This is a genomic window from Pedobacter sp. R-06 (assembly GCF_049913135.1).
In the GTDB taxonomy this organism is placed as follows: Bacteria; Bacteroidota; Bacteroidia; order Sphingobacteriales; family Sphingobacteriaceae; genus Pedobacter.
Window position 1 is genome coordinate 145,711 of the sequence record NZ_CP183977.1, and the last position, 24,497, is coordinate 170,207.

A 24,497-nucleotide genomic window follows, 5' to 3' on the forward strand; every position below is an offset into this window, starting at 1 on the left:
CACTGGAGAATACCTTTGGTGTACAAAACATACAAAATTCTGTTTCTATTATGCAGTTAGAAAAATTTACTTACGATAACAAGATTGTCAGGAACTTTGGTATTGCCACCTTGGTTTGGGGAATAATCGGGATGACTGTTGGCCTGCTTGTAGCCATGCAGCTCTTCAAACCCGCAATGAACATGGGCAGCCAGTACACTACATTTGGCCGGATCAGGCCGCTGCACACCAATGCCGTAATTTTCGCCTTTGTGGGCAATGCCATTTTTATGGGTGTTTATTATTCCCTTCAGCGCTTGTTAAAAGCACGGATGTTTAGCGATGTGCTGAGCAAAATCCACTTCTGGGGCTGGCAGCTGATCATTCTATCCGCAGTGATCACACTTCCTCTGGGCTTTACAACCTCACATGAGTATGCAGAGCTCGAATGGCCGATTGATATTGCCATCACCATCATATGGGTGGTTTTTGGCGTAAACATGTTCGGTACCATTTTCAAAAGGAGAGAACGCCATTTATATGTGGCCATCTGGTTTTACATTGCCACATTTGTTACCATAGCGGTATTGCACATTGTAAACTCTTTTGAGCTGCCTATTTCTTTCATGAAAAGTTATTACGTGTATGCCGGCGTTCAGGATGCATTGGTACAATGGTGGTACGGGCATAACGCGGTGGCATTTTTTCTAACTACGCCTTATCTGGGCATGATGTATTATTTCTTGCCAAAGATGGCAGGAAGACCCGTTTACTCTTATAAATTAAGTATCCTGCATTTTTGGTCGCTCATTTTTATTTACATATGGGCCGGCCCGCACCATTTATTATATACTTCATTGCCTGGTTGGGCACAATCATTGGGCGTTGCATTTTCGATCATGCTAATTGCACCAAGCTGGGGCGGTATGATCAACGGACTGTTAACCTTGCGTGGCGCCTGGGATAAAGTAAGGGAAGATGTAACCCTTAAATTTATGGTGGTTGCCCTTACTGCTTATGGTATGGCCACCTTCGAAGGTCCGTTATTATCATTAAAGCAGATTAACGGTGTAGCCCACTTTACCGATTGGATTGTAGCACACGTACACGTAGGCGCGTTGGGCTGGAATGGCTTTTTAACCTTCGGTGTACTGTACTGGTTAATTCCACGCATTTACAAAACAGAACTATACTCTAAAAAACTAGCTGGTTTCCATTTCTGGATCGGTACTCTGGGTATACTCTTTTATGCCGTGCCGATGTATTGGGCTGGTTTCACACAAGGGCTGATGTGGAAAGAATTTACGCCCGAAGGTTTATTAAAGTACCCGAATTTCTTAGCCACCACACTGCAGATTATCCCGATGCATGTTTTGCGTTCAATTGGTGGTGCACTGTATTTAACCGGCGTTATCGCAATGACTTATAACCTGGCCAAAACCATGTTAGGAGCTAAGTTGCTTGCCAATGAACCGGCAGAAGCCATGCCATTAAGCAAAGTTATCATCGAAACCGCTTCAGCCGATAAAGCCTGGCATAGGGTTCTGGAACGTAAGCCAATGAAATTTATGGTGTTATCACTCATTATCATCCTAATTGGGGGCATGGTAGAAATGATGCCCACTTTTACCATTCAATCTAATGTTCCAACAATTGCCAGTGTAAAACCTTATTCAGCGCTCGAACTTCAGGGGAGAGATCTGTATATCAGAGAAGGCTGTGTAAACTGCCATTCGCAAACGGTACGGCCTTTCCGTTCAGAAACTGAACGATATGGAGAATATAGTAAAGCAGGAGAATTTGTCTACGATCACCCGTTTTTATGGGGGAGTAAACGAACAGGGCCTGATCTTCATCGCATAGGCGGGAAATATTCTGATGCCTGGCATTACAATCACCTGGTTGATCCTACTTCAATGTCGCCAGGAAGCATTATGCCTCCATATGCATGGCTGATTGAGCAAAAGCTGGACATTACAACCACAGCAAGCAAGATCAGGGCCATGCAAACATTGGGCGTTCCTTATCCCGATGGTTATGATAAACGTGCTAATGATGATTTAAAAGTTCAGGCAGAAAAGATTACACTCGACCTAAAACAGAATAACATTAAGGTTAAAAGCGACAGGGAAATAGTAGCCATTATTGCTTACCTGCAACGTTTGGGTACCGATATCAAAGCAAATAAAGAAACCATTCCTTCAAATCAATAAAATATGTTCAACCAGATCAAAGATTTAGCCGGTGGCGAATTATACCTCATCACCTCTCTGCTCATGTTCATGGTGTTTTTTGTAATCGTGGGTATTTACCTGCTCAAACTAAATAAAAAACATATCGAAGTAATGAGCCAGCTTCCCATTCAAGACAATCAACCTATTGCATATGAAGAAGATTAAACTATTGTTATTATTCCTGTTTATCTCGATTACAGCCTTTGCTGCGGATGAGAAAGCCGCAGAAACCGTAACACCTGCTCAGGCAGGCTTGGGGCTAAACCAATCGGAAATACTGATTATCATCCTCCTGGTTTTTGCAGTTGTGCTGCTTTTTGTCTCAGTAACCCTGTTAAATGCATTCAAGGTAATGTACCAGGAACAGTTAAATCCTACACCATACACCAAGCCGGTAAAAGAGCCGGTTTTGGATTACGATACCTGGTTAAAGCAACAGCCTGTTAAACCTTCAATCTGGACAAAACTTTTAAGTTTAAGGCCAATTGAAGAGGAAAAGGATCTGGTAATCGATCATGCTTACGATGGTATAAAAGAACTGAACAACCCTGTTCCGGCCTGGTTTAACTTCCTTTTTTTTGGTACAATGATTTTTGCTGCGGCATATCTTTTTTATTACCACATTGGTGGTTATGGAGACCTGCAGGATAAAGAATACGAAAATGAAATGGCCAAAGCGAAGATAGAAAAAGCAGCCTACCTCGAAAAATCGGCCAATACCATTGATGAGAATTCGGTTAAATTTGATAATACACCAACCGTGCTGGAAGAAGGAAGAACAGTTTTTACTACAAACTGTGTGGTATGCCATGGCGATAAAGGCCAGGGCATTATCGGGCCAAATTTAACCGACGAGTATTGGTTGCATGGCGGAGGCATAAACAATGTTTTTAAAACCATCAAATATGGAGTGCCCGAGAAAGGAATGATCAGCTGGGAGAAAAACTTAAATCCAAAACAGATCAGTGCCGTTGCCAATTTTATCCTATCGCTAAAAGGAAGTAATCCTGCAGGAGCCAAAGCACCGCAGGGTGAGCAATACGAAGCGAAAGATTTAAAAGACAATGAGATGAAAACACCAACCGACAGTGTGAACCAGGCTAATGTTACCAAAAAATAAAAAAGAAAATAAAGGCGGGGGCAGAAATTTTATCTATCCTAAACAGCCATCAGGCAGGTTATATACCTACCGGAAATGGGTAAGTTATGTGCTGCTTTTATTTTTGTTTGCCTGTCCATTTTTAAAGCTTAACGGTGAGCAACTGGTACTGCTCAACTTTATAGAAAGAAAATTTGTATTCTTTGGATTGATTTTTACCCCGCAGGATTTTTACCTGTTTGCCCTTGCAATGCTCATTTTTATTATGTTCATCGTATGCTTTACAGTAGTGTTGGGCAGGCTATGGTGCGGATGGGCCTGTCCGCAGACAATTTTTATGGAAATGGTTTTCCGTAGAATTGAATACTGGATTGAAGGCGATGCCAATAAACAAAAGAAATTAGACGAAGCAGGTTGGACCGCGGAGAAAATATTCAAAAAAGTAAGTAAACATTTTATTTTTCTGATGATTTCTTTTGCCATTGCAAATACCTTCCTGGCTTATATGATTGGGTCGGCCGTACTGTATAAAATTATAACCGAACCAATTGCTGGCCATGTATCGGGCTTTGTATCCATCTGGCTATTTACATTTATATTCTATGGGGTTTTTACCTATGTACGCGAAGTGGTGTGTACGGTAATCTGTCCGTACGGCAGGCTGCAAGGTGTGCTGTTAGATAATCAAAGTCTGGTGGTAGCCTACGATTTTACCAGGGGCGAGCCGCGGGGCCATCTTCAAAAACAGGACGCAGCTTTAAAAACGGGAGATTGTATTGATTGTGGGCTTTGCGTGCAGGTTTGCCCCACAGGTATCGATATCCGCGAAGGTACACAGCTCGAATGTGTAAACTGTACTGCCTGTATCGATTCTTGCAACGAGGTAATGCTTAAAATAAACAGGCCCAAAAATCTGATCGGTTTCTTCAATCAGGATTTTATTAAGGAACGTAAACCCTATAAAATTGGATTAAAATCTTACGGTTATGCTGCGGTACTCTTTGTGGTAATGATGGTTTTTTCGTCACTGATCTATAAAAGAGAAGATATCCAGACCACGGTATTAAGAGCAAGTGGTACTTTATACCAAAGCAGGGGAGCAGATAAAACGAGCAATCTTTATAATGCAGAGCTGATCAACAAAACCAATAAAGCAGTAAAATTCAGATTTAGGTCGCAAAATGATGGTGATGAAATTGATTTTATCCAAAAAGCTGATGTTTTGCCAAAAGAAGGTTCAGTGCACCTTACTTTCTTTCTGATCAGGAAAAATAATGCCATTAAAAAATATAAAACCGAAACTGTTTTCGAGATTATTGCCAATGGCAAAGTTTTAAGCACAGCGACTACAAGTTTTTTTGCGCAACCGGAAGGAATTGAGGATTGAATGAGAGCGTGATTGAAGAAGCGAAAATGATATCTGCTTGTGGATAATCACGCATTCAAAATTTAAAAAAGAGATATGAACTGGGGAACAAAAATAGTGTTGGGAATGATTGCATTCATGATGTTTATTGTGGGGATGGTAGTTTATATGTTCCATGTACACGGACGGGATGCGTTGATCGAAGAAAATTATTACGAAAAGGGGATTAATTATAATGCAGAATACAATGCCAAACAGAATGTACTCAATGATGACGCTAAACCCAAAATTACCATTACAAAAACTCAGATTATCATTCAGGTAAAGGATAGTGCAAAATACGATCTTGTTTTAATGCGGCCTGCCAATAGCAACGATGATGTTAAGTTAAAGGGACAGACCACAGGAACGGCGAATCTTATTCTGGTTGATAAAACTAAAATGCCCAAGGGAATGTGGTTTTTAAACCTCCAGTGGCAGGTTTCAGGAAAAGATTATCTGTTTAAAAATAACATCACCCTATGATGGATTTTTTACCATTGGCATTTTTGATGGGGCTTTTTGGAAGCGTTCATTGCGCCGTAATGTGCGGACCGATCATGCTGGGTATGCCATTCAGAAAGCAGGATTTCTTTCAAAATGGATTACAGCTCTTGTTGTACCAATTTGGCAGAATTGCCGTGTACACTGCATTAGGATTGTTGGTCGGTACTTTAGGAAGCAGTATCCGCATTTTTAGCGATCAGAAAATGCTGAGTATCTCAATCGGTTCTATACTGATTTTATTCACAGCACTACAGTTTAATGCTACTTATAGAAATAGGTTTTCTAAGTTCCAGTCATGGGTGCTCCATCCGCTAAGCAGATTAATGGGAAAAGTATTCAATTTGCCATTTTGGGGATTGTTTGCCGGAATGCTTAATGGCATCATTCCCTGCGGAATGGTTTATCTGGCACTCGCAACTGCTTTAAATACCGGTAGTATTAAATCTGGTGGTACTTTTATGCTTCTTTTTGGATTGGGTACCACGCCACTGATGCTCATGATTTCGTTAGGCGGGATCTTTCTGAAAAAATACATCCGCTTCAACACCAATAAGCTTATTCCCTGGTTTATGTTCTTTATGGGTGCCTTACTTATCTTGAGGTCGGCAGATTTGGGTATTCCCTTTATATCACCAAGAAATACGGGTGCCTACGGTCATGTTATAGATTGCCGGTAAAAAAGCGCCACTTTAATGTGTTTTCTATTCAAATGGAAATTTAATGTTTTAGATAAGAAAATTGTTGCATTCTACTAAATGTAGTACTGCAATATCCATGGATCAACTCCAAGTGGCCATGAAAGGAAAGCCAGTTGAATATCCCCGATATTTTGCTGCAGGCTCCTTACCAACCGGTAATCACTGGTACGAGTTTGAACTCATACCAGTAGATTAGAAATTACTTAGCTAAGTAGGTCATGCCACCATCAACAAGAAGTTCAGCGCCAAGCAAAAACGAAGAATCTTCAGAAGCAAGGAAAACAGCAGTTTTACCAATGTCTGATGGCTGCCCGATCCTGCCTATCGGCATCACGCTTGCAAATTGCGTTTTCACTGCTTCGATTTGTTCAGCAGGAACGAACTTATCAAATGCAGGTGTGTCCGTAGTACCCGGTGTTATTACATTTACCCTGATTTTTCTGGTGAGCAGGTCGTTTGAAAAACTTTTCGCTAAAAAGATCACTGCAGCCTTTGCTGCGCCATAAAGCCCAAATGATGGGTATGCCCGATGTGCGGCATTTGATCCGATAAGAATTATAGCCCCGCCATCATTCATATAAGGTAACGCTTTTTGTACAGTGAAATAAACGCTTTTCAGGTTAAGGTCCATGGTTTTGTTATATTCCGCCTCGCTTACGTCTGCCACTGTTCCGGTTGTTCCGGCACCGGCGTTAGCTACCAGTACATCTATTTTACCGAATTTTTCGGTTGTATCTTTAAAAACCCGTTCTAAATCAGCAAGGTTAGTTACATCTGCGTTGATGGCTATAAAATCACTGCCCAGTTGAGCAGCAGAAAGTTCTAAAGTTAGGTGATTTCTACCTACAATAGCTCCGGTAGCGCCTTCACTTTTAAATGCTTCGGCAATACCAAATCCAATACCGCTATTGCCACCTGTAATTACGGCTACTTTGTTTTTTAATTTACTCATGATCTTAAATTTAATGTTGATCCAAAGATGCACCTGCGCAACGAACTGCATCTTATCAAAAGTCATTAAATAAGCTTAACAAAGATCAATCTATTTTGAGGAGTTCTTTCTGATCCGGCTTAAGGTTTCCGGTGTTAAACCCAGGTAGGAAGCAATTAAATTTTGCGGGAACCGCTGTATAAAGTGAGGATAATCGTTAACGAGTTCTTGAAACCGCTCTTCTCCGGTTTGACTGATAGAAGACTGCATCCTTTTCTGGGTAGCAATGGTGTTGTTTTGGCTCAGCACGTTCTGCATCGCTGAAAAGGCAGGAATAGGCTTTATGAATTCTTCTACCAGGTTATGGGTTATTTGTAAGATCTCCATATCTTCCAGCGCTTCTATGTTAAAGCGGCTTGGTGTCAACTTGTAAAAACTTTCAAAATCGGCTAACCACCAGTTTTCAATACTTAATTTTAGTATATGTTCATGCCCTTTTTCATCTACCGTAAACGTCTTGGCAGCGCCTTTCACAATAAATCCGGTATATTTACATACATCCCCTTCCTGTAAAAAGTATTGTCGCTTACGGATTTTTTTAGGTTTGAAATGTGCGATAAATATTTGCTTATCTTCCGCTGAAAGCGTTTTGCCAGAAAGTTTTTGTACATAATCGAACAGCGCTTGAAAATTATCCATCTTTAGGGTGCTTAAGGAGAATCTTCAAAAATAAAACTTTCAGCTTATTTTTTGCTGCCTTTTTGGTTATTCAAACTTGTTCTTGTTCAATTGCAGGAAAAGGCACTTAACCCAATCTTCTAATAATGTCATACCTGCCATAACCAAAGCACAAGACTGTCCGTTACTTTAGGCTGGTAACAACATGTCTGGTCATTTTTGAACGGGATTACCAATTAATTGAACGAATAAACAAAACCCCTTAACCTTGCTATAGCCATTTTTGTAAAACAATTACATACTCAACAAAAAAGACTATGGGACTATCAGGTTTAGGAATTTTTCATACCATCATTGGTATCGTGGCCATTGTAGCGGCAATCATTTCATTTGTACGCTTTGGCAAAATTGATTTAACGCAGCTTAGTGGTAAAATATACTTTTATACCACTGCTGTTACGGCTTTAACTGCATTGGGAATCTCCAAACATGGAGGCTTTAATGCCGGGCATATTTTTTCGGTATTCATTTTTATTTTGGTGGTGGTGGCTTTTTGGCTTTCGGTAAAACGAAGTGCCAATAATAAGGCCCGGTATATAGAGAATTTTTTGCTCTCTTTCAGCTTCTTTCTGTCGCTCATTCCTACTGTGAACGAAACCTTTACCCGGGTTCCGCTGGGGCATCCACTGGCCAAAAACCCTACCGATCCTATCATTGCCCAAACATTACTGGTGCTCTTAATCGCATTTATTGGCGGTGCCATCTACCAGTACATTAAACAACGCAATGCACTTAAAGTACGGTAAAGTAAAGCTTTGTGGTTTTCGGATAAAGGATATGCTACACCGGATAAGCTAATGCAAGGGGAGAAGAAAAGCCAAACCATGCATTAGTTTTTCTATTTTTATAGCTGAAGGTTTTTTAAATATGATCATTGACCATAAAAAATACGATTTGTTTGGTAAATCCATTATCCAAAACATCAGGATAAAGGCACCTTTTACCTTCGATTTTCCCATTACCGATAATGCCTGCTTTTTGTACATGTTACAGGGCGAAATGCAATATCACCGCGATGAAGACCGGGTAAATATACCGCATAAACATGCTTTGTTTTTAAATTGTATACAAGCAAGCAAAACCATTAGTAACTTAAATGAAGGGGGGATTAACGAAATTATGGTCGTTAATTTTCATCCCGATATTTTAAAGCGGATCTACGATCGGGAGATGCCGGTCATTCTTCAGGCACCCGATCAGCTGGTTTCGAACAAAAGTGTCGAAATTTTAAGCAACAATTTTTTAATCGAAAAATATATCGAAGGCTTGCTGTTTTATTTTCAGCATCCGGCACTGGTTAACGAAGATATACTGGTTTTAAAGTTAAAAGAAATTATCCTGCTGCTGGCCCAAACCGCTAATGCCCGGGCCATACAAACCATATTTGCACAGCTTTTTTCGCCTACCACCTATACGTTTAAGCAGATTATTGAGGCCAACCTGTTTGAACAACTCAGTATCGAAGCCCTGGCACAACTTAATAATTTGAGTTTATCTTCTTTTAAACGCGAATTTGCCAGACATTACAACGATACACCAGCCAATTATATCAAAACCAAAAGGCTCGAAAAAGCGGCCGAACTGCTGTTAATTTCGAACGAAAGGATTAAAGACATTGCTTTTAATTGTGGCTATAACGATTTGGCCAATTTTACCAAAAGCTTTCGCGATAAATACAAGTGTACACCTAGTGATTTTCGGCAGCGTTAGTTGGGTGTAGCTATCCGTAAATTAGCGTTAATTTATAAATTACATAATTAGATGGGTACTACGGGGATGCCAAGATTTTTCTTGAAAAGCACACAAAAGGCCTCATCTGCTTGTCCATATCGTTTTTCATAGCCTGGCAGGGCATCAATGTAATAGTTTAATTCCTTGTTCGATAAAGTAGTTGTTTTGGAAAGATCTTTCATTGTCCAGGGAAAATTGCTATGGTTTGGATTAGGCGTGTGTAAAAATAAGGCATCGTGATAACTGTCGAAATCGATCAACGTTGCCCATATTTGATAATCAGTTTGCAAAGACTTTGCTTTTTCTTCGAGTAGATCAAAATGTCTTAATAGTTTGTCGAGATGAGGCTTGCGTTTTTTAAAACTATTATTGCCATAACCACGCCAGTCAAAATGTGTATGCCATAAATCAAACCAGGCATGTTCAGGGTCGTAGAAGTTCAATCCAGACCAATTGTTGTTTTTTACCCTAAGGTTTTTATAATAACGTCTAAGTCCCCTATGTTTTTTTAGTCTGCTCATATTGCTGCTTTCAACCTTATTTGCCGAATAGTTTTTTGATTCAAACAGCCAGCGTTTTTATTTGTAATAGTAATACCAATTGCTCTGATAGTTATTGTCAAAATTTTCTTTACTGTCTAAATATACTTGAATATCTTCTCGTCTAAAATAGTTGAATTCGTCAAGCGGTTTTATAAAGTCAAAATATTTGTCTGCCAAAAATTTTTTAAATTCAGGGTTATCATATTCTTTCACCTTTTCGTCCGTAAACATAAAGACTGTGGGAATTGTAAAACCAATCGATATTGTCCAAATGTCTTCATTGTTAAATGAAGTTATAAAACTTTGGGTTTGTTCTTCCGTTATTTTGTATGAGGCTTCTAGTTTGGCCACAGGTTCAAATGCACCATAAATTACAAAAATGTTGTCTGTGACATATATCCCGTTTTGTGTGGGTTTTAAAAAAGACTGTAAAGTGTTGACCGATTTTCCCAAACCTTGTTGATCAATGGTCTCTTTAAATTTTTCAGCAATTAGCTTCTGTTTTTCTTTGTTGAAATATGAAATATCGTGAGTTAAAAACTTATCCTTTTCTCCCTCAAACTCAAAGCAAATTTGCAATCGTGGTTTTTTGTCGTAAGCTATGTCATAAATGATATTAATCGTCTTTACTTCAAAAGTTTTGTCAATCCATTCAGCAAGTGGAACAAACTCGGGTTTCATTTTTTCGGTCCCAAGAATTATTCTTTTGGTTTGCGTGTATTCCTTGTCAGAAGGTAGTATCATTTTTGTAGGTCTCCGTAAAGTTACAACTAACTTATAAATATACATCACTCATTAAGACTACCCGGATTATAAATAACTCAATCCCATTGAGCCGTACAGACAAAATATTTGAGCCGTAGAAGAAAGCCTTCGGTGTTTCGAATGCTGATCTTTGTTTCATGAACAACATTACAAAAATTCAGTTGGGTCAAAATGGCCCCTTCGTATCTAAACTTGGTTTAGGCTGTATGCGTATGTCTTCTGTTTGGGGTGGTGCTACACCGAGCGAAACAGAGAGTATAGCCACCATTCAGGAAGCATTAGATCGTGGCATTAACTTTTTAAACACAGGCGACTTCTATGGTGCCGGTCATAATGAAATGTTAATTGGCAAAGCGATTAAAGACAGGCGCGATGACGCTTTTATCAGCGTAAAATTCGGTGCCATTTTTCATAACGGCCAGTGGCTTGGATTAGATCTGCGGCCCATTGCGATCAAAAATTTTATCAATTACTCTTTAACACGTTTGGGTATCGAAACCATCGACCTCTATCAGCCCTGCCGAATGGACGATAGCGTGCCGGTAGCAGACATCATCGGAACGGTTGCCGACCTGATTAAAGAAGGTAAGGTGCGTTACATTGGCGTGTCTGAAATTACGGCTGATCAGCTTCGCCAAGCAAACAATACTCACCTTATCAGTGCGCTCGAAATCGGCTATTCACTGGCCGACCGTCAGATCGAAAGCGAACTGTTGCCAACAGCAAAAGAACTGGGCATTGCTGTAGTGGCCTTTGCCAATACCGCAGAAGGTTTATTAACCGGTGAAATGAAAGCGCCGCTTGCAGAAAACGATTACCATAGCCATTTCTCCCGCTTTCAGGGCGAAAACTTGGTACACAACCTCGAAAAAGTAGAAGTACTGAAACAAATGGCCCAGCATAAGGGCTGTACACCTACGCAGCTGGCCATTGCCTGGGTAAAGGAGCAGGGCGATCATATTATGCCTTTAGTGAGTATGAGCCGCAGATCGCGTTTGCCCGAAAATCTTAAAGCAATGGATATTGTATTTACGCCGCAGGAAATGAATACTTTAAATACTACTTTTGCAATAGGTGCCATACGTGGCGGTACTTACTTACAACGATAAATGACCAGTCCAGCAGAAATCCTTCCGGGCGTAATCTTTTACTCATATCTCTCTGCCCAGCGGAAAGAGAAAGTGTGTTTCTGGAACCACCATACGCTGGTACTACAGGTTTCGGGCCAGTTCACTTTAGAAACTGCTGGGCAAAGTATTTCGATGACGGGAGGCGAAGTACTGCTGATTGGCAAAAACCAGCTGGGTACGCTCACCAAAACACCGCTGCCTGGAGGAAACTATGAAACCATAGTCATATCCCTGCAGGAAGATCTTTTGCGCAAGATCGTATTGGAAGAAAAGTTAACAGCAGACCAAAAATATATTGGCCCGCCAAATATCCTGATTCCATCAAACGAATTCCTGAAAGGGTATTTTCAATCGATTATTCCCTATGCCCGAAGCTCGGGCGCCACCATGACCGACGAAATGGGCATTTTGAAAGTGAAAGAAGGCATTAAATTACTACTACTTGCCCTGCCGGCACTGCGTAACTTTTTGTTCGACTTTTCAGAACCGCATAAAATAGACCTGGAAAAGTTTATGCTGAGCAACTATCATTTTAATGTGCCTATCGAAAAATTCGCGCAGCTTACTGGTCGCAGCCTGGCTGGTTTTAAACGCGATTTCCTGAAAACATTCGGTGTTCCACCCCGTCATTGGCTTCAGGATAAAAGGCTGACGGAAGCCAAACACCTCATCGAAAGCAAACATCAAAAACCTTCTGCCATTTATCTGGATCTTGGCTTCGAAAGCCTGTCACACTTCTCACATTCTTTCAAAAAGAAGTTCGGCATGGCACCTACTGCGCTAAATTCTTAAGGTATGGATTTAACAATAGCACATTCTGGTCGTTGTTAGGTAGTTGTACTAAGACTATTGTCATTAAGTTAAGTACGGTGGCGTTGTCAGTCTGAGCTTGTCGAAGACCTTTCTATAGTCGAAAACGAAAAAACATTTGTCCCTCAATTCGGATCTGCTCAGTGTAGAGTTAGTAGGTGTGTGTGTTAATGTGATCACAACTATTCGTCACCCATTTTAAATATTCGCGAATAGTCTCCAAATTCTGTGTTCTTCAAATTTTCCTCGATTATTTTTTTTGCGATGTCAAAGTCCACAACTATACAGCCTGCTTCCATTGTTCCGCTTCCAATACTACCACCATCAACATATCCAATTCCAGTCCAACCTAAAAGTTCGTTTAAGTGATTTTCAAGTCTATGGCGTTTATCAAGGTCTTCATCTGTTCCGAAGCCGTCGATAATATATTCAACTTCCAAGAAAGCCATTTCATCATCATCAAATTCGGCATAGCCTTCTTTTAGTTTAGCACTAATTTCCTTTTGCACTTTTTTACGGAAATTTGAAAAAAGCCCACCTGTAACTTTATTTTGCTCGCCAGGTTCTCCAACAATACCCGAATGTATTGTTGCTGTTTTTCCGTCATCCCAAGTCTCCCAATAATGAAGCTTATTATTTATTAATTTGTACAGTTTAAGCATGCTAATTTTGATTTCCTTTTAATTCTATTTTTTTTATAGGGGATATTTTTGATATTATCTATTCTTCATAGTCGATGAATGTGCCTGTTTCTTTCTACTTTTATGTTGGTTCGAATTCTCCAACAATTTTCTGGTCATAATCATAGTTTGGCTCATTTGGGAAATTTCCATTTAAGTCGGGAAATACGACTTGTAAATACTCATATTTTTTGTCCTCATAGTGCCTGATTGAAGATAACACATAATCAGATAAACTTTCATTGGTAACCTTTATAAAGTATACCGGAAATCTTTCCGTTAAGTCTGTAATTCTATTATTTAGCGGAACATTCCCAAACTTATATTGATCTGCATAACTTTTAATTAATTGGCCAGAAAGGTTTGGACCAAGACCCGAAATGAACAACTCCGGGATTTTGAAATTCTCATAAATTCCTGTTGAATAAGCAAAAGGTGTAGCATTTTCGGCTTCTAATATAGCAGTGGTATGATAACCATCTTTACGGATATTATCATTGACATTTTTGAAATATTTTTTCTTTTGAGCCTCGGTTGTCTTCATTGGAAAACTTTTTTGCAAAATAGCAGATAATCTAAATATGGGCAAGTACGGTTATTAGATATTCTGATTGATTTAGTAACACGCTTAGCATTGCGAAATTTGCACACGCGACATGCTTGCTTTAGCAGGAGATGAATGTGCCTGTTTCATCCACTCGTTCTAAATCGGTTCCGATTGGTAAGCTAAGATAAGGAATGATTGCATTATCATAGTTAGCGATGGTATTTACTTCGTAAATCATGGTGTTGGTATGATCATCAAGGTATGCTTGTGTTTCTGTACCAGATAGAAAAATCCACCCAGTATCATGTTCGAAATCTGGTTTCTGCCTATACATGAATTTAACTGGTAGCCCCTCTACTGTGATTTTGTCAGTAGCTAGGCATCCGCCCATATGTGGGATGAGATCTTTGATCTGATCAGGACATAGTTTAAATTTCTTACTGTTTTGCATGTATTCCTTGCTATAATATTTGCCTAAAAGTTAGGCTGATTCTACCATTTTCAGTGTCAGATTTGGGTATCGAATGTTGCCAAAGAGTTTGAATTTCTTGTGTCATATATACCAAACTACCTGAGGTTAGTTCGTAATTTATAAACAAATCTGGATTTTCGATGCTCCTGAATTTTAAAGTTCTTGTTTCTCCGATAGAAACAATCGCAATGCCAGTACCAGTAACTAAGATATCGGTTTGATCTGAATGGTAGCCCATTTTAGCTTTTCCATCTAAATAATAATTAATTAAACAGTTGTTAGGTTCGAAACCAATTACAGTTTTCAATTTTTTATTGATGACCTCAAGTTCTGGCAAAAACGCCTGGTAAGGATATTCGATTTGAGAATAATTATAAGCCTTACCGAAACTCGCTGTTTTACGAGCAGTCATTCGTTCGTCCCATTTTACCGTGGATGTTAATAGGTTAAATAATTGACTGGGATTGTCAATAAAATTTTCAATATAAGTTATGCCGTCCATTTATAAGTCTAAATATATTGTTTGTTAAATACATTTAGGTGTAATAGGGTTAAATTAATGAAAGCACATTCTAGCTATTGTTTAGATAAGGGAACTAAGAATGCGCTAGAAGGGAGAACCTTTAATATGATCACGACTATTCGTCACTCATTTTAAATATTCGCGAATAGTCTCCAAATTCTGTGTTCTTCAAATTTTCCTCGATTATTTTTTTGCGATGTCAAAGTCCACAACTATACAGCCTGCTTCCATTGTTCCGCTTCCAATACTACCACCATCAACATATCCAAGTCCAGTCCAACCTAAAAGTTCGTTTAAGTGATTTTCCAGTCTATGGCGTTTATCAAGGTCTTCATCTGTTCCGAAGCCGTCGATAATATATTCAACTTCCAAAAAAGCCATTTCATCATCACCAATTCGGCATAGCCTTCTTTTAGTTTAGCATCAATTTCCTTTTGCACTTTTTTACGGAAATTTGAAAAAAAGCCCACCTGTAATTTTATTTTGCTGGCCTGGTTCTCCAACAATACCCGAATATATTGTTGCTGTTTTTCCGTCATCCCAAGTCTCCCAAAAATATCGATCCCCCATTTGGTTATGGCCTAATGGCTAATTATAAATAACCTAAGCATCTCCAGCCTATTTTCCGTCTGGTAAGAAAGTTATCGTCCAGTTTACCCGTTGCTAAAAAATCAATCGATATTTGCATTCCTGAGGCGCAGGGAATTGAGGATAACGGAAACGGAACTCAAACTCATAGCAAGCGCTGCGATCATTGGTGAGAGCAGGACCCCGAAAAAAGGATAGAGCAGGCCGGCAGCAACCGGGATGCCCACAATATTGTATCCAAGTGCAAAAAAGAGATTGCCCTTGATGTTTGCCATCACTTTGTGGCTCAATAACCTTGCTTTTGCGATCCCGTTTAAATCTCCTTTTACAAGCGTGATCCCTGCGCTTTGTATGGCCACATCGGTTCCTGTTCCCATGGCTATGCCGATATCAGCCTGGGAAAGTGCGGGAGCGTCGTTAATGCCATCTCCTGCCATCGCCACCTTTTTGCCTTCAGCCTGGAGTCTTTTTATTTCCTTTAATTTATCTTCAGGAAGCATCTGGGCTTTATAGCCGTCTAATTTCAGCGTTTTGCTAACTGCTTTAGCTGTGTCGTCATTATCGCCGGTAAGCATCATAACCTTTATACCCTCCCTCTGGAGTTTTTGTATAGCAGATGCACTCGAAGGCTTAATCTGATCAGAAATCACAATATACCCGACTGCTTTTTCTCCTATAGACAGATAAGACACCGTTTTGCCCTCTTTTTGAGCAGCCTTAACCTGTTCTTTTAATTCAGGATTGATTACCGCTTTAACCTGCTCCATTAATTTCTGGTTGCCTAAAGCCAGTATTTCCGATCCCAAATTGCCTGTTACGCCCATTCCCGTGATTGCCTCAAAGCTTGTTAGGGGCTTAACTTCTATTTTGTTTTCTTCGCCATAGCGTAAAGTTGCCTGTGCCAGCGGATGTTCACTGCTACTGTTCAAAGCCACAATTCTTTCTAGAATATCCATTCCGGTAAAGCTTGAATTTACGCTAACCACTTTTTCGACCGAAGGTTTACCTTCTGTTACCGTTCCGGTTTTGTCAATCACAACTACCTCAATCGTATTCATTTTCTCCAGCGATTCGGCATTCTTTATCAGGATACCCGAATGAGCACCCTTGCCAATACCCACCATTACAGACATTGGTGTTGCAAGACCCAGGGCGCATGGACATGCAATAATCAATACCGCTATTGCATTTACAAAGGCATAAACATACGCCGGATCGGGACCGTATAATGCCCATAATAAAAATGTTATAATGGATATGAGCACCACAACCGGCACGAAATACCCGGAGATCTTATCGGCCATCTTTTGGATGGGTGCTTTAGAGCGGCTGGCAGAATTTACCATTTCGATGATCTGAGATAAGAGGGTCTCCGAGCCTACCTTTTCAGCTACCATTACAAAAGTCTTATTTCCGTTGATTGTTCCCGAAGTTACCTTTTCGCCTGTTTTTTTCTCCACAGGAACTGGTTCTCCTGAAATCATCGATTCATCAATTACCGCTTCTCCAATCTCAATGCTGCCGTCTACCGGAATACTTTCTCCGGGCTTTACCCTTAGAAAATCTCCTTTCTGGATGTCTTCAATGGGTACCGACACTTCCTTATCCCCAACCACTTTTGTAGCGGTGTTTGGGGCTAGTTTCAATAGCTCCTTGATGGCACTATTGGTTTTCCCATGCGCCCTCGCCTCTAAAAGTTGTCCGAGCAGTACCAATGTCAGGATAACCGTTGCCGCTTCAAAATAAACAAAGACCGTCCCGTGGTGCGTTTTAAACTGGGCAGGAAAAATACCGGGGAAAATCAGTGCAACCAGGCTGAAAAGCCAGGCTACTCCCGCACCTATTCCTATAAGGGTAAACATATTCAGTTTCCAGGTTATCACCGATATCCAGGCGCGCTGAAAGAACATCCAGGTAGCATAGAAAACTACAGGAATGGATAATCCAAACTGGATCCAGTTCCAGTATTTAAGTTCCAGCAAATCAAACAGTGGGTTATTGGGAATCATTTCCGTCATTGCGATGACAAAAATGGGTATAGTAAATGCTGCTGCAATCTTAAACTTTCCGAGCAGCGAATCATAAGTTTTATCTTCTTCTTCCAGAACTGCTCCGGTAGGAACCAGATCCATCCCACAGATTGGGCACGCTCCCGGTTCATTCCTGATAACTTCGGGATGCATAGGACAGGTAAACTGTAACGATCGGTTCTTTTCAGGCTGTTTCACCAGGTCCATTCCGCATACAGGGCAATGCCCCGCTCTTGCATAAGTCTTTTCGCCCTCGCAATGCATCGGACAATAGAATACTTCTCCTCCTTGGTTTATATCGTTTTTTTTAGCTGGCGAATGATGTTGGTGTTCTGATTCATAATGAGCACTATTTATTTGCCCGGGTGCTTTTAAAACCTCTTTTTCATGAGATCCCATCTCAATACTGTAATTTCCCGCCGCAGATAGTGTCTTTTGCAATTTCTCGGTTGGGACATGTTTTTCCATGCTAATAACGGCTTCAGCCGACTCCAGGGATACCTTTGCAGAAATGCCATCAATCGAGTTTAGTGCATTTTCAACTTTTGCCCTGCAGCCCTGACAGCTCATTCCGCTTATTCTATAGCGATGTTCCATGTTTTTGATTTTTTAGGATTTAAAATTAATACCGGAGGATAGCAATGTTATTCAATTTTATTCAAGTCACCAGTCCGTCCCCGCCGGGTTCTTAGTCCTGCAAAGCCGGATATATTTATGTTCAGCCGGTACTGAGCAATGTAGGTTAGCGGGACCCACATTTTAAAGCACTCAAGGTTAATTTTTATATAACAAATCTATATAAAGACCTGCAATTAGCTTTATACAATTTTCTTTATGTTTTATATAATTATACGTAGATCAAGAGGAGAAAACTGGATATGGGAATCTTTTCTAGACCAGTTTTTTTAACAGATCAATGTAGGCATTAATCTTTTAAGAGTTATCGTCTCCACTTCCCGGATGAGCAAGCAGGCAAGGTTATACAAACGATTAAGAGATTTAGTGAATTTATCAAACTTTAATATGTCGTAACTTTACGGGCATTGTGAGGCAGTTGTAGATTTTGAAAAAGTTTTAACGAATAACGTCAAAGGGTAGTACAGCAGTAAGAAGAAGCATTAATAATAACTTCTAATTGTGGAATTACTTGGCATTGCCTTTACTTCAAGGCCTCATCAACTAACTTCTTTAACTCAACATAGTATTCGTGTCTTCCTTTATTGTTAAGGTAAAAGGCCATTAAAAAGCCAGCCGTTTTCTTTTGGTTATCAATCCAGGGATAACTGCCAAATAAGCCAGGACTGGTAACAGCGTTACTGGGTTTATTGTTTATACTATTTTCCATCACCCATTCACCGTAGCCATAGCCAAAATTTCCTGCTTCGGTGGGTGCGTATACTTTTTTAACTTCGCCAGTTACCCGGTTAATTTGCATTTGGTTTACGCTATTTTCTGATAGAATTCTCTTGCCGTTAAAAATGCCTTTATTTATAATCATAGTAAGAAAATTCATGTAATCGTTTGGTGTACTGCTCGCCCCACCGGCAGGCAATGCAACTTTACCTTTCCCGAAATCGGTATTTTTCATATCTAAAGGCTTGGCAATTCTTTCGGCAAACAAGGTTTCGAAGCTTTTGCCACTGATTTTTTCAATCACTGCTCCGGCGATTTGCAATCCGGTATTGCTGTACCGAAAAACCTTTCCAGGTTCGCCCTCCATAGGCAAAGCAGCAATCGTTTGGATGGCCTCATCCATGCTATTGGTTTGTCGCATTTCGCTTAAACTCTCCTTTAAATCAGGCGCCTTTATGGCTGTCATATGCGACAAACATTGACTTATTGTAATGTTTCCTTTGCCCGATTTCGATAAAACCGGAAGATATTTGCCAACCGTATCGCTAAGTTTCAGGCTACCTTCATCAACAAAAGTCATAATCAAAGCAGCACCAAGCCATTTACTACAACTGGCAATCTGCTGTCTGGTTGTAGCGGTGTAATCGCTGAAATCGGCAGTTTTGCCTTGTCTCCTGGTGAAGATTTTACCCGCCATTTTCTGTTTTGCAGAAAGCTCGCTCACGCCTTTGCTATACACAATTTTCCCGTCTTTATAGAGTATGAGGTAAACTCTGCCGCCCATTACATCGGCGTGTTCCTGTAGCCAGGTATCGACTTTAGAGAAGTTCTGTGCGTTTAAATTTCCGCAACAAAATAAAATCAGGATACTAAAAATCAACTTCTTCATATTTTTAATTACAATTTCCAATTCTGGGGTTAACTGTACTGCCGCACTGAAATTCATATCGGCTTTGTGCATATTTAGGCACCGGATTATCGCTTACTTCTAACGGTGGCAAAACTTCATTTTTATATCCAGGCATGGTTATTTGTGCTGTTGAACCATTTCCTAAAGCCACACTTTTTGCCGCTTCATTGCCATTAAAACTATAATCCATCATGGTATCGAGCAGGCGGTAAATGGCATAATAATCATAAGCATCATACGCTGTTCTTGTGTTTGGCATGGTGTGTTCCGTGTGGTAAGTGTAACCTGCAATTGTGGCCGATTTTATGTAGATGAAATCTTTTTCTGCCGTAGAGATGCTGATGTTTTTAAAGATATCTATCGCTAAACGGTGGTCGTTAATAATATCTTCATCATAAACCTGGGCAATCATTTTTGTATTGGCAGGAAAATTCTGAAGTTGTGTATTGGTAATCTGATAACTGTACCAGGGTGCCACGGTGAAAAGGAAACGGGCATTTTGCCCCCAGCCATAATCGGTGAACGCTTTATAAGCAAGGGCAATTGAAGCACCTCCACCAAAAGAATGCCCCATAAAGCCAACGCGGGTCTTGTCGATGAGATTCGGATAGTCTGTTGCTGCCTTTAAAAAGCCTGTCCAGAGTGTATTATATCTATCATCTATACTAACTCCGGTTGTTGGATAGGGCACAAAAACCACTACAAAACCTTTTTTTGCAATGAACTCGAAAAGGCCCCTTGCATAATTTTTATCTTCCCCGCCATAAGGATGTGAATAGAAAATAGTTCCTTTGGGTGAGGTAATCCCGGCAGGATAGAAAATAGTTACATTGGTTCCGGAATAGGTTGGGTTTGCAAAATTGATCTCTGCAACCTTGTAAATGCCATCAGCTCCATATCCAGATGCAGGTCGAGAAATTGGCCCATCTAAATCATCATCTATAGGTTCTGTTGATGGCGAATCGCCTCCTTTATCACAAGCTGATAAAATCAATAGTAAAAAGCAAAGTCTGAGTAAATTTTTCATCTGTATAAATTTGTTTTAATTGTGATGAAGCTATCAGATTTTTTCATACCAATGTGTGGTTTGAAAAATCATGATGGTTTCATATTACATTTTATCTTTTAGTGTGCTTTTTAATGCCTCTTGAAACTTTTCGTATTGCTGATATTGGCTGGCTGTAAATACCTTTTTCAGCTCCTCATCCTTCGCCTTCTGTAAAGACATGGCTTGTTTAAAGCGTGTTATTTTACTATCGGTGCTTTTTATAACCGGTTCGAACTTTTTAGCATAGTTTAAGTTTATAACTTCAATTTTAGTTTGCTGTTCGGCGGTTAGGTTGAGCTTACTCTTCATCATTTCAGTTTGAAATTTAGCCCGCTCTTCGGGCGTTTTATTCTTTAAATCATTTGCTTTATTTTGAGCAAACGCCGAGGTTAAACCGGAAACTGATAAGGCCAATAAAGCAACAAACAAATTTGTGATTTTAGGGGTTTTCATGATTTGATTTCTACTGATTTAAAAATATGAAAATTGCTTAAGATTAGTGATGAACAACAACTGCCCTTCTTCTCAACGTAGGTTTTACCACTACAATTGGTGCGGGTTTTACCGCTACAACGCTTGCAACAGGCCTGACATTCACTGGGCGGGTATGTACAATGATTCTTTTAGCAGGTGTTCTTACAACTATTCTGCTTTGGGCATTTGCGGGCAGTGCAGCCCAGAACGCGATACTGATAATTAAAATGAACTTTTTCATCATGTGTTTTTTATTAAATAGACGGATTAATTTAATGCATGTTTCTGCTTTTTGGTTGAAACAGAAAGATTCGGGGTTGAACTGTTATTACCGGGAGTTGAACTTCTTGGCTTAAACCAGTTGATAAAGCCTTGAGCCACCAGGCGGAAGGGATTATAACTTAAAAAACCGGTAGTCAGGCCATACCGTACTTTTTCCGTTTCCGGTTGATAGGTGCCAAATAGCTTATCCCAGATAATTAAGACACCACCAAAGTTTTTATCGATGTAAATCGGGTTGCTTCCATGGTGAACCCGGTGCGATGACGGTGTATCCATTACGTGCTCAACCAGGCCTAATTTTCCAACTGCTTCAGTGTGTAGAAAAAATTGGTAAGTAAGGTTAAGCGCATAAGAAATCACAATAAAATCGGTAGGTAAACCAAATAATGCAGCCGGGATAAAAAACAAGGGACTAACAATTGCTGAAAACCAGTTAAGGCGGTAGGCTGCCGTTAAATTCATGTGCATGGCCGAATGGTGGACCAAATGAAATGCCCAAAGCGGTTTCCAGATGTGTGAAAAGCGATGAAACCAATAATAGATAAAATCTGCAGTGATAAATGTTAAACCGAAAACCCAGGCATTGTGCGGCAATTTAACGGGTATAAGATTTGCAAAGAAACCCAGAATAGTTAATTGATAACCTGCAAATATGAATTTTGAAAACTGAAAACCTGCAAAAATAGCGAGGTTGGAAAAAGTTTCCTTAACATCATAAGTGCCTTTTTCTTTCTTCCAGCTCCAGATGATTTCGGCAAGAATTAACACAAAAAGGAATAATAGGATGTAAATGCGATATGGACCGATGTGATTTTTCATTTTTATCTAAACTAAATGCTGCCTTGTTAAGACAGGATAAAGTTGAATAAAAATGAATTTGGATGTGGCCTAAAAACAGGTGAAGCTGAAAAACAAAGGGGTGAAACGATTTAAGTGTTCATCCATTTTTTAAACTCAGGCACACGGGCTTTGCTGATCAGGATTTGCATTTCTGCTATTGGTTTTACTTTAACCAACAATCTTCCATTGAAATAAAATTCAACTTCGGTTATAGCCTGGCGGTTGATCAGAAACTGGCGGTTTGCCCGGAAAAAAGTATCTGGCTCAAGCTGTTGTTCCAGCTGTTCCATGGTAAAGTCCATTACAAATTGCCTGTCGTCGTTTGTTCTGGCGTAAACGATTTCATTAGCGGTATAAAACCATGAAATTTTAGCCGTTTCAACAGGTATCAGTTTATCACGGTAATGAATAAGGAAAGATTTTTTGTAAGATTTTGAAAGGTTGCCAATTTGTGCAGCCAAATCTGCAAATACAGGCAAAACATGAGGTGTAGCACTACCCATCCATCTTTTGTATTTGTTAACAGCATTGGCAATTTCTTCCTCGTCAAAAGGTTTTAAGATGTAATCGATACCATTGTTTCTGAAAGCCGTGATGGCGTAATCGTTATATGCGGTTACAAAAATTACAGGTTTATCGATGGCGATTCGTTTGAAAATATCAAAAGACAATCCATCGGCGAGCCTGATATCCATAAAAATTAAATCGTACATGTTTTCATTGCCGGCAAACCAGGTAGTTGCTTCTTCAACTGTACTTAATACTGAAACAATATCAATATCATGCGCTATTTCTCCCAATAAGTGAATGAGGTTCCTTGAGGTAACGGCCTCATCTTCTACAACAACAGTACGGATGGTTTTCATGCTTTTAAAGGGATTTTTACCAGAAATCCGTTTTGGCTTTTGCTTATTTCGATTTCTTGTTTCACCATAATCTTAAAACGTTCGTTCAGGTTTGCAAGTCCCATTCCGTTGCTGCTTTCGGGTGTTGGAATTTCGTTGAGGTTATTGCGCAGAACCAGGAGGTCATCATCCATATACAACTTTACATTTAAGGGCTTTGTTAGGGTTGCTGCGTTGTGTTTCACCGCATTTTCTAATAAAGGCTGTAAAGTCAAATGGGGTAATTTATAATTCAGCACTTCGGCGGGAATATTAATTTCCATTTTAAAGGCATTTTCCAAACGCATGGTAATGAGCCGGGCGAATGCCTTGAGCATCGTTAATTCATCACTAAGTGTTACCAGATTATTTTTGGAACGATTTAAAGCGTAGCGAAAAACGGTAGATAAATCGCGGACATATTTTTGTGCCAAGGCAGGGTTTTCCCTTATTACACCTGAGAGGCTACTTAAAGAATTGAATAAAAAATGTGGGTTCATCTGTTCTTTCAAAAGCTCCAGTTCTGTTTGCATGTAGGCCATTTTGAGCTGCTCGTTTTCTACTTCCTTATTTTTAGAGGAACGGACAAGCAGGACAATTTTAATCAGAATACCAGTTAAGATACTACTCAAGAATAATCGCACGAAGTTGCCCGCTAGGTAAACCTTCGGCAATTGTGGCGTAAAAAATAATTTGTTTTGAAGCACGCCTCCTACAAAGACAGCAAAAAAGAATATTAATGCATTTAAAATGACATACAGACTAATTTTATTTTTTTCACGATAAATACTAAGCCTTGAAGATGGATTCAGGTTTAATTGAAATATTAGTCCACAGAAGAGCAGATTGAATAAAAACTGATATAGCAGTTCCAAAGGATTAAAATGCCAGTATTGCGCCAAAATTCCCTTTTCGCGTAAAGCCAGTAGCTTCGGTGTATTTACCAATAAGGCGATTAACAGCGAACTATACCAGGAAATTCGTCGCTCATTTTTATCCATTGTTTAAACTTATGAAAAAAAAATATTAAACAGTTTTCAATCATGGCGAAGCTGACAGATTTGGCGGTCAGTTGACTAAAATATGCTTTGTCCTTATTTTTCTACGCCTGATGGAACGGGTCTGACACGGGTTTTGCTTTAAAGTGAAGGTACTATATCCATGTAAAAGGATTTTAGGACTAAAGGTTATTCCTTTGCGGAATAATCGAATCATTGAGGCTACTTAAATTCCCTTGATGTTATCAGGAAGTTATAAAGGAGTGCTTTTTTATAATAGCTATGGTATTTTAATATTA

The 24,497-nt window shown here is 39.7% G+C and carries 27 protein-coding genes; 10 read left to right on the forward strand and 17 right to left on the reverse strand.

The genetic code is table 11. The annotated features are described in order from the left end of the window. Positions 1 to 50 precede the first annotated feature (50 nt). From ccoN to ACN9MR_RS00675, 6 genes are all read left to right on the forward strand, one after another. A complete protein-coding gene (gene ccoN, locus ACN9MR_RS00650) occupies positions 51 to 2,192 on the forward strand; it encodes a cytochrome-c oxidase, cbb3-type subunit I (RefSeq protein WP_426327714.1) in 2,142 nt (713 codons plus the stop codon). Between the two features lie 3 nt (positions 2,193 to 2,195). Next, positions 2,196 to 2,378: a hypothetical protein gene (locus tag ACN9MR_RS00655; RefSeq protein ID WP_167293061.1), complete on the forward strand. Its 183-nt coding sequence runs from the start codon at positions 2,196 to 2,198 to the stop codon at positions 2,376 to 2,378. Then, on the forward strand, positions 2,365 to 3,333 hold the full coding sequence (locus ACN9MR_RS00660) for a cbb3-type cytochrome c oxidase N-terminal domain-containing protein (protein WP_426327715.1): 969 nt from the start codon (positions 2,365 to 2,367) through the stop codon (positions 3,331 to 3,333). The genes ACN9MR_RS00655 and ACN9MR_RS00660 overlap by 14 nt, the downstream gene beginning before the upstream one ends. After that, the gene (gene ccoG, locus ACN9MR_RS00665; protein WP_426327716.1) at positions 3,317 to 4,699 is read left to right on the forward strand and encodes a cytochrome c oxidase accessory protein CcoG; all 1,383 of its coding nucleotides are present in this window, start codon (positions 3,317 to 3,319) and stop codon (positions 4,697 to 4,699) included. The genes ACN9MR_RS00660 and ccoG overlap by 17 nt, the downstream gene beginning before the upstream one ends. A 75-nt stretch (positions 4,700 to 4,774) precedes the next feature. Then, entirely contained in the window at positions 4,775 to 5,203 is a 429-nt protein-coding gene (locus ACN9MR_RS00670) for a FixH family protein (RefSeq protein WP_426327717.1), read from the forward strand. Continuing rightward, positions 5,200 to 5,901, forward strand: coding sequence for a sulfite exporter TauE/SafE family protein (locus tag ACN9MR_RS00675; protein WP_426327718.1), 702 nt, complete (start codon positions 5,200 to 5,202; stop codon positions 5,899 to 5,901). The genes ACN9MR_RS00670 and ACN9MR_RS00675 overlap by 4 nt, the downstream gene beginning before the upstream one ends. A 220-nt stretch (positions 5,902 to 6,121) precedes the next feature. Here ACN9MR_RS00675 and ACN9MR_RS00680 read toward each other — a convergent pair whose 3' ends face one another. Together ACN9MR_RS00680 and ACN9MR_RS00685 are read right to left on the reverse strand one after the other, a co-directional pair. After that, positions 6,122 to 6,874, reverse strand: coding sequence for an SDR family NAD(P)-dependent oxidoreductase (locus tag ACN9MR_RS00680; protein ID WP_426327719.1), 753 nt, complete (start codon positions 6,872 to 6,874; stop codon positions 6,122 to 6,124). A 90-nt stretch (positions 6,875 to 6,964) separates the two neighbouring features. Then, on the reverse strand, positions 6,965 to 7,552 hold the full coding sequence (locus tag ACN9MR_RS00685) for a Crp/Fnr family transcriptional regulator (RefSeq protein ID WP_426327720.1): 588 nt from the start codon (positions 7,550 to 7,552) through the stop codon (positions 6,965 to 6,967). 296 nt (positions 7,553 to 7,848) lie between these two features. On the opposite strand from ACN9MR_RS00685, the gene ACN9MR_RS00690 reads away from it, so the two are divergent. Together ACN9MR_RS00690 and ACN9MR_RS00695 are read left to right on the forward strand one after the other, a co-directional pair. Beyond that, positions 7,849 to 8,337 (forward strand): hypothetical protein, encoded by a 489-nt coding sequence (locus ACN9MR_RS00690; protein ID WP_426327721.1) that lies wholly within the window; start codon positions 7,849 to 7,851, stop codon positions 8,335 to 8,337. 121 nt (positions 8,338 to 8,458) lie between these two features. Then, positions 8,459 to 9,301: a helix-turn-helix domain-containing protein gene (locus ACN9MR_RS00695; RefSeq protein WP_426327722.1), complete on the forward strand. Its 843-nt coding sequence runs from the start codon at positions 8,459 to 8,461 to the stop codon at positions 9,299 to 9,301. A gap of 47 nt (positions 9,302 to 9,348) precedes the next feature. Here the strand turns inward: ACN9MR_RS00695 and ACN9MR_RS00700 are convergent, their stop codons facing one another. Both ACN9MR_RS00700 and ACN9MR_RS00705 read right to left on the reverse strand, forming a co-directional pair. Continuing rightward, positions 9,349 to 9,843, reverse strand: coding sequence for a hypothetical protein (locus ACN9MR_RS00700; RefSeq protein WP_426327724.1), 495 nt, complete (start codon positions 9,841 to 9,843; stop codon positions 9,349 to 9,351). Between the two features lie 57 nt (positions 9,844 to 9,900). Continuing rightward, positions 9,901 to 10,608 carry a hypothetical protein gene (locus ACN9MR_RS00705; RefSeq protein WP_426327725.1) on the reverse strand — a complete coding sequence of 236 codons (708 nt, stop codon included), beginning with the start codon at positions 10,606 to 10,608 and terminating at the stop codon, positions 9,901 to 9,903. A gap of 158 nt (positions 10,609 to 10,766) precedes the next feature. Between ACN9MR_RS00705 and ACN9MR_RS00710 the strand changes: the two genes are divergently transcribed. Together ACN9MR_RS00710 and ACN9MR_RS00715 are read left to right on the forward strand one after the other, a co-directional pair. Next, positions 10,767 to 11,738 (forward strand): aldo/keto reductase, encoded by a 972-nt coding sequence (locus ACN9MR_RS00710; RefSeq protein ID WP_426327726.1) that lies wholly within the window; start codon positions 10,767 to 10,769, stop codon positions 11,736 to 11,738. Beyond that, positions 11,739 to 12,551: a helix-turn-helix domain-containing protein gene (locus tag ACN9MR_RS00715; protein WP_426327727.1), complete on the forward strand. Its 813-nt coding sequence runs from the start codon at positions 11,739 to 11,741 to the stop codon at positions 12,549 to 12,551. Between the two features lie 200 nt (positions 12,552 to 12,751). Here ACN9MR_RS00715 and ACN9MR_RS00720 read toward each other — a convergent pair whose 3' ends face one another. The 13 genes from ACN9MR_RS00720 to ACN9MR_RS00780 form a co-directional block, all read right to left on the reverse strand. Continuing rightward, on the reverse strand, positions 12,752 to 13,231 hold the full coding sequence (locus ACN9MR_RS00720; RefSeq protein WP_426327728.1) for a hypothetical protein: 480 nt from the start codon (positions 13,229 to 13,231) through the stop codon (positions 12,752 to 12,754). A gap of 100 nt (positions 13,232 to 13,331) precedes the next feature. Then, positions 13,332 to 13,793 (reverse strand): DUF4262 domain-containing protein, encoded by a 462-nt coding sequence (locus tag ACN9MR_RS00725; RefSeq protein ID WP_426327729.1) that lies wholly within the window; start codon positions 13,791 to 13,793, stop codon positions 13,332 to 13,334. 121 nt (positions 13,794 to 13,914) lie between these two features. After that, entirely contained in the window at positions 13,915 to 14,247 is a 333-nt protein-coding gene (locus ACN9MR_RS00730) for a DUF2185 domain-containing protein (RefSeq protein WP_426327730.1), read from the reverse strand. 10 nt (positions 14,248 to 14,257) lie between these two features. After that, positions 14,258 to 14,770, reverse strand: a complete 513-nt coding sequence (locus ACN9MR_RS00735) for an alpha-ketoglutarate-dependent dioxygenase AlkB (protein WP_426327731.1) — start codon at positions 14,768 to 14,770, stop codon at positions 14,258 to 14,260. Positions 14,771 to 15,084: 314 nt separating this feature from the next. Then, positions 15,085 to 15,330, reverse strand: coding sequence for a hypothetical protein (locus tag ACN9MR_RS00740; RefSeq protein ID WP_426327732.1), 246 nt, complete (start codon positions 15,328 to 15,330; stop codon positions 15,085 to 15,087). 132 nt (positions 15,331 to 15,462) lie between these two features. After that, positions 15,463 to 18,006, reverse strand: coding sequence for a heavy metal translocating P-type ATPase (locus ACN9MR_RS00745; RefSeq protein ID WP_426327733.1), 2,544 nt, complete (start codon positions 18,004 to 18,006; stop codon positions 15,463 to 15,465). 562 nt (positions 18,007 to 18,568) lie between these two features. Then, positions 18,569 to 19,723 (reverse strand): serine hydrolase domain-containing protein, encoded by a 1,155-nt coding sequence (locus ACN9MR_RS00750; RefSeq protein ID WP_426327734.1) that lies wholly within the window; start codon positions 19,721 to 19,723, stop codon positions 18,569 to 18,571. Then, positions 19,656 to 20,699: an alpha/beta hydrolase gene (locus ACN9MR_RS00755; RefSeq protein WP_426327735.1), complete on the reverse strand. Its 1,044-nt coding sequence runs from the start codon at positions 20,697 to 20,699 to the stop codon at positions 19,656 to 19,658. Before ACN9MR_RS00755 ends, ACN9MR_RS00750 begins: the two co-directional genes overlap by 68 nt. A gap of 84 nt (positions 20,700 to 20,783) precedes the next feature. Next, positions 20,784 to 21,173 carry a hypothetical protein gene (locus ACN9MR_RS00760; protein WP_426327736.1) on the reverse strand — a complete coding sequence of 130 codons (390 nt, stop codon included), beginning with the start codon at positions 21,171 to 21,173 and terminating at the stop codon, positions 20,784 to 20,786. 43 nt (positions 21,174 to 21,216) lie between these two features. Continuing rightward, on the reverse strand, positions 21,217 to 21,438 hold the full coding sequence (locus ACN9MR_RS00765; protein WP_426327737.1) for a hypothetical protein: 222 nt from the start codon (positions 21,436 to 21,438) through the stop codon (positions 21,217 to 21,219). A 23-nt stretch (positions 21,439 to 21,461) separates the two neighbouring features. Further along, complete coding sequence (locus ACN9MR_RS00770) at positions 21,462 to 22,295, reverse strand: sterol desaturase family protein (protein ID WP_426327738.1); 834 nt, start codon at positions 22,293 to 22,295, stop codon at positions 21,462 to 21,464. A 110-nt stretch (positions 22,296 to 22,405) separates the two neighbouring features. Beyond that, complete coding sequence (locus tag ACN9MR_RS00775; protein WP_426327739.1) at positions 22,406 to 23,182, reverse strand: LytR/AlgR family response regulator transcription factor; 777 nt, start codon at positions 23,180 to 23,182, stop codon at positions 22,406 to 22,408. After that, positions 23,179 to 24,201, reverse strand: coding sequence for a sensor histidine kinase (locus ACN9MR_RS00780; RefSeq protein WP_426327740.1), 1,023 nt, complete (start codon positions 24,199 to 24,201; stop codon positions 23,179 to 23,181). Before ACN9MR_RS00780 ends, ACN9MR_RS00775 begins: the two co-directional genes overlap by 4 nt. Positions 24,202 to 24,497: the final 296 nt, after the last annotated feature.

Coding starts and splice junctions, on each gene's coding strand:
- ACN9MR_RS00745 (WP_426327733.1), bottom strand. CDS start 18,006: ATGGAACATCGCTATAGAATAAGCGGAATGAGCTGTCAGGGCTGCAGG.
- ACN9MR_RS00720 (WP_426327728.1), bottom strand. CDS start 13,231: ATGCTTAAACTGTACAAATTAATAAATAATAAGCTTCATTATTGGGAG.
- ACN9MR_RS00655 (WP_167293061.1), top strand. CDS start 2,196: ATGTTCAACCAGATCAAAGATTTAGCCGGTGGCGAATTATACCTCATC.
- ACN9MR_RS00760 (WP_426327736.1), bottom strand. CDS start 21,173: ATGAAAACCCCTAAAATCACAAATTTGTTTGTTGCTTTATTGGCCTTA.
- ACN9MR_RS00730 (WP_426327730.1), bottom strand. CDS start 14,247: ATGCAAAACAGTAAGAAATTTAAACTATGTCCTGATCAGATCAAAGAT.
- ACN9MR_RS00690 (WP_426327721.1), top strand. CDS start 7,849: ATGGGACTATCAGGTTTAGGAATTTTTCATACCATCATTGGTATCGTG.
- ACN9MR_RS00685 (WP_426327720.1), bottom strand. CDS start 7,552: ATGGATAATTTTCAAGCGCTGTTCGATTATGTACAAAAACTTTCTGGC.
- ACN9MR_RS00710 (WP_426327726.1), top strand. CDS start 10,767: ATGAACAACATTACAAAAATTCAGTTGGGTCAAAATGGCCCCTTCGTA.
- ACN9MR_RS00770 (WP_426327738.1), bottom strand. CDS start 22,295: ATGAAAAATCACATCGGTCCATATCGCATTTACATCCTATTATTCCTT.
- ccoG (WP_426327716.1), top strand. CDS start 3,317: ATGTTACCAAAAAATAAAAAAGAAAATAAAGGCGGGGGCAGAAATTTT.
- ACN9MR_RS00680 (WP_426327719.1), bottom strand. CDS start 6,874: ATGAGTAAATTAAAAAACAAAGTAGCCGTAATTACAGGTGGCAATAGC.
- ACN9MR_RS00725 (WP_426327729.1), bottom strand. CDS start 13,793: ATGAAGACAACCGAGGCTCAAAAGAAAAAATATTTCAAAAATGTCAAT.
- ACN9MR_RS00670 (WP_426327717.1), top strand. CDS start 4,775: ATGAACTGGGGAACAAAAATAGTGTTGGGAATGATTGCATTCATGATG.
- ACN9MR_RS00765 (WP_426327737.1), bottom strand. CDS start 21,438: ATGATGAAAAAGTTCATTTTAATTATCAGTATCGCGTTCTGGGCTGCA.
- ACN9MR_RS00715 (WP_426327727.1), top strand. CDS start 11,739: ATGACCAGTCCAGCAGAAATCCTTCCGGGCGTAATCTTTTACTCATAT.
- ACN9MR_RS00735 (WP_426327731.1), bottom strand. CDS start 14,770: ATGGACGGCATAACTTATATTGAAAATTTTATTGACAATCCCAGTCAA.
- ACN9MR_RS00705 (WP_426327725.1), bottom strand. CDS start 10,608: ATGATACTACCTTCTGACAAGGAATACACGCAAACCAAAAGAATAATT.
- ACN9MR_RS00755 (WP_426327735.1), bottom strand. CDS start 20,699: ATGAAAAATTTACTCAGACTTTGCTTTTTACTATTGATTTTATCAGCT.
- ACN9MR_RS00780 (WP_426327740.1), bottom strand. CDS start 24,201: ATGGATAAAAATGAGCGACGAATTTCCTGGTATAGTTCGCTGTTAATC.
- ACN9MR_RS00750 (WP_426327734.1), bottom strand. CDS start 19,723: ATGCACAAAGCCGATATGAATTTCAGTGCGGCAGTACAGTTAACCCCA.
- ACN9MR_RS00700 (WP_426327724.1), bottom strand. CDS start 9,843: ATGAGCAGACTAAAAAAACATAGGGGACTTAGACGTTATTATAAAAAC.
- ACN9MR_RS00660 (WP_426327715.1), top strand. CDS start 2,365: ATGAAGAAGATTAAACTATTGTTATTATTCCTGTTTATCTCGATTACA.
- ccoN (WP_426327714.1), top strand. CDS start 51: ATGCAGTTAGAAAAATTTACTTACGATAACAAGATTGTCAGGAACTTT.
- ACN9MR_RS00740 (WP_426327732.1), bottom strand. CDS start 15,330: ATGACGGAAAAACAGCAACAATATATTCGGGTATTGTTGGAGAACCAG.
- ACN9MR_RS00695 (WP_426327722.1), top strand. CDS start 8,459: ATGATCATTGACCATAAAAAATACGATTTGTTTGGTAAATCCATTATC.
- ACN9MR_RS00775 (WP_426327739.1), bottom strand. CDS start 23,182: ATGAAAACCATCCGTACTGTTGTTGTAGAAGATGAGGCCGTTACCTCA.
- ACN9MR_RS00675 (WP_426327718.1), top strand. CDS start 5,200: ATGATGGATTTTTTACCATTGGCATTTTTGATGGGGCTTTTTGGAAGC.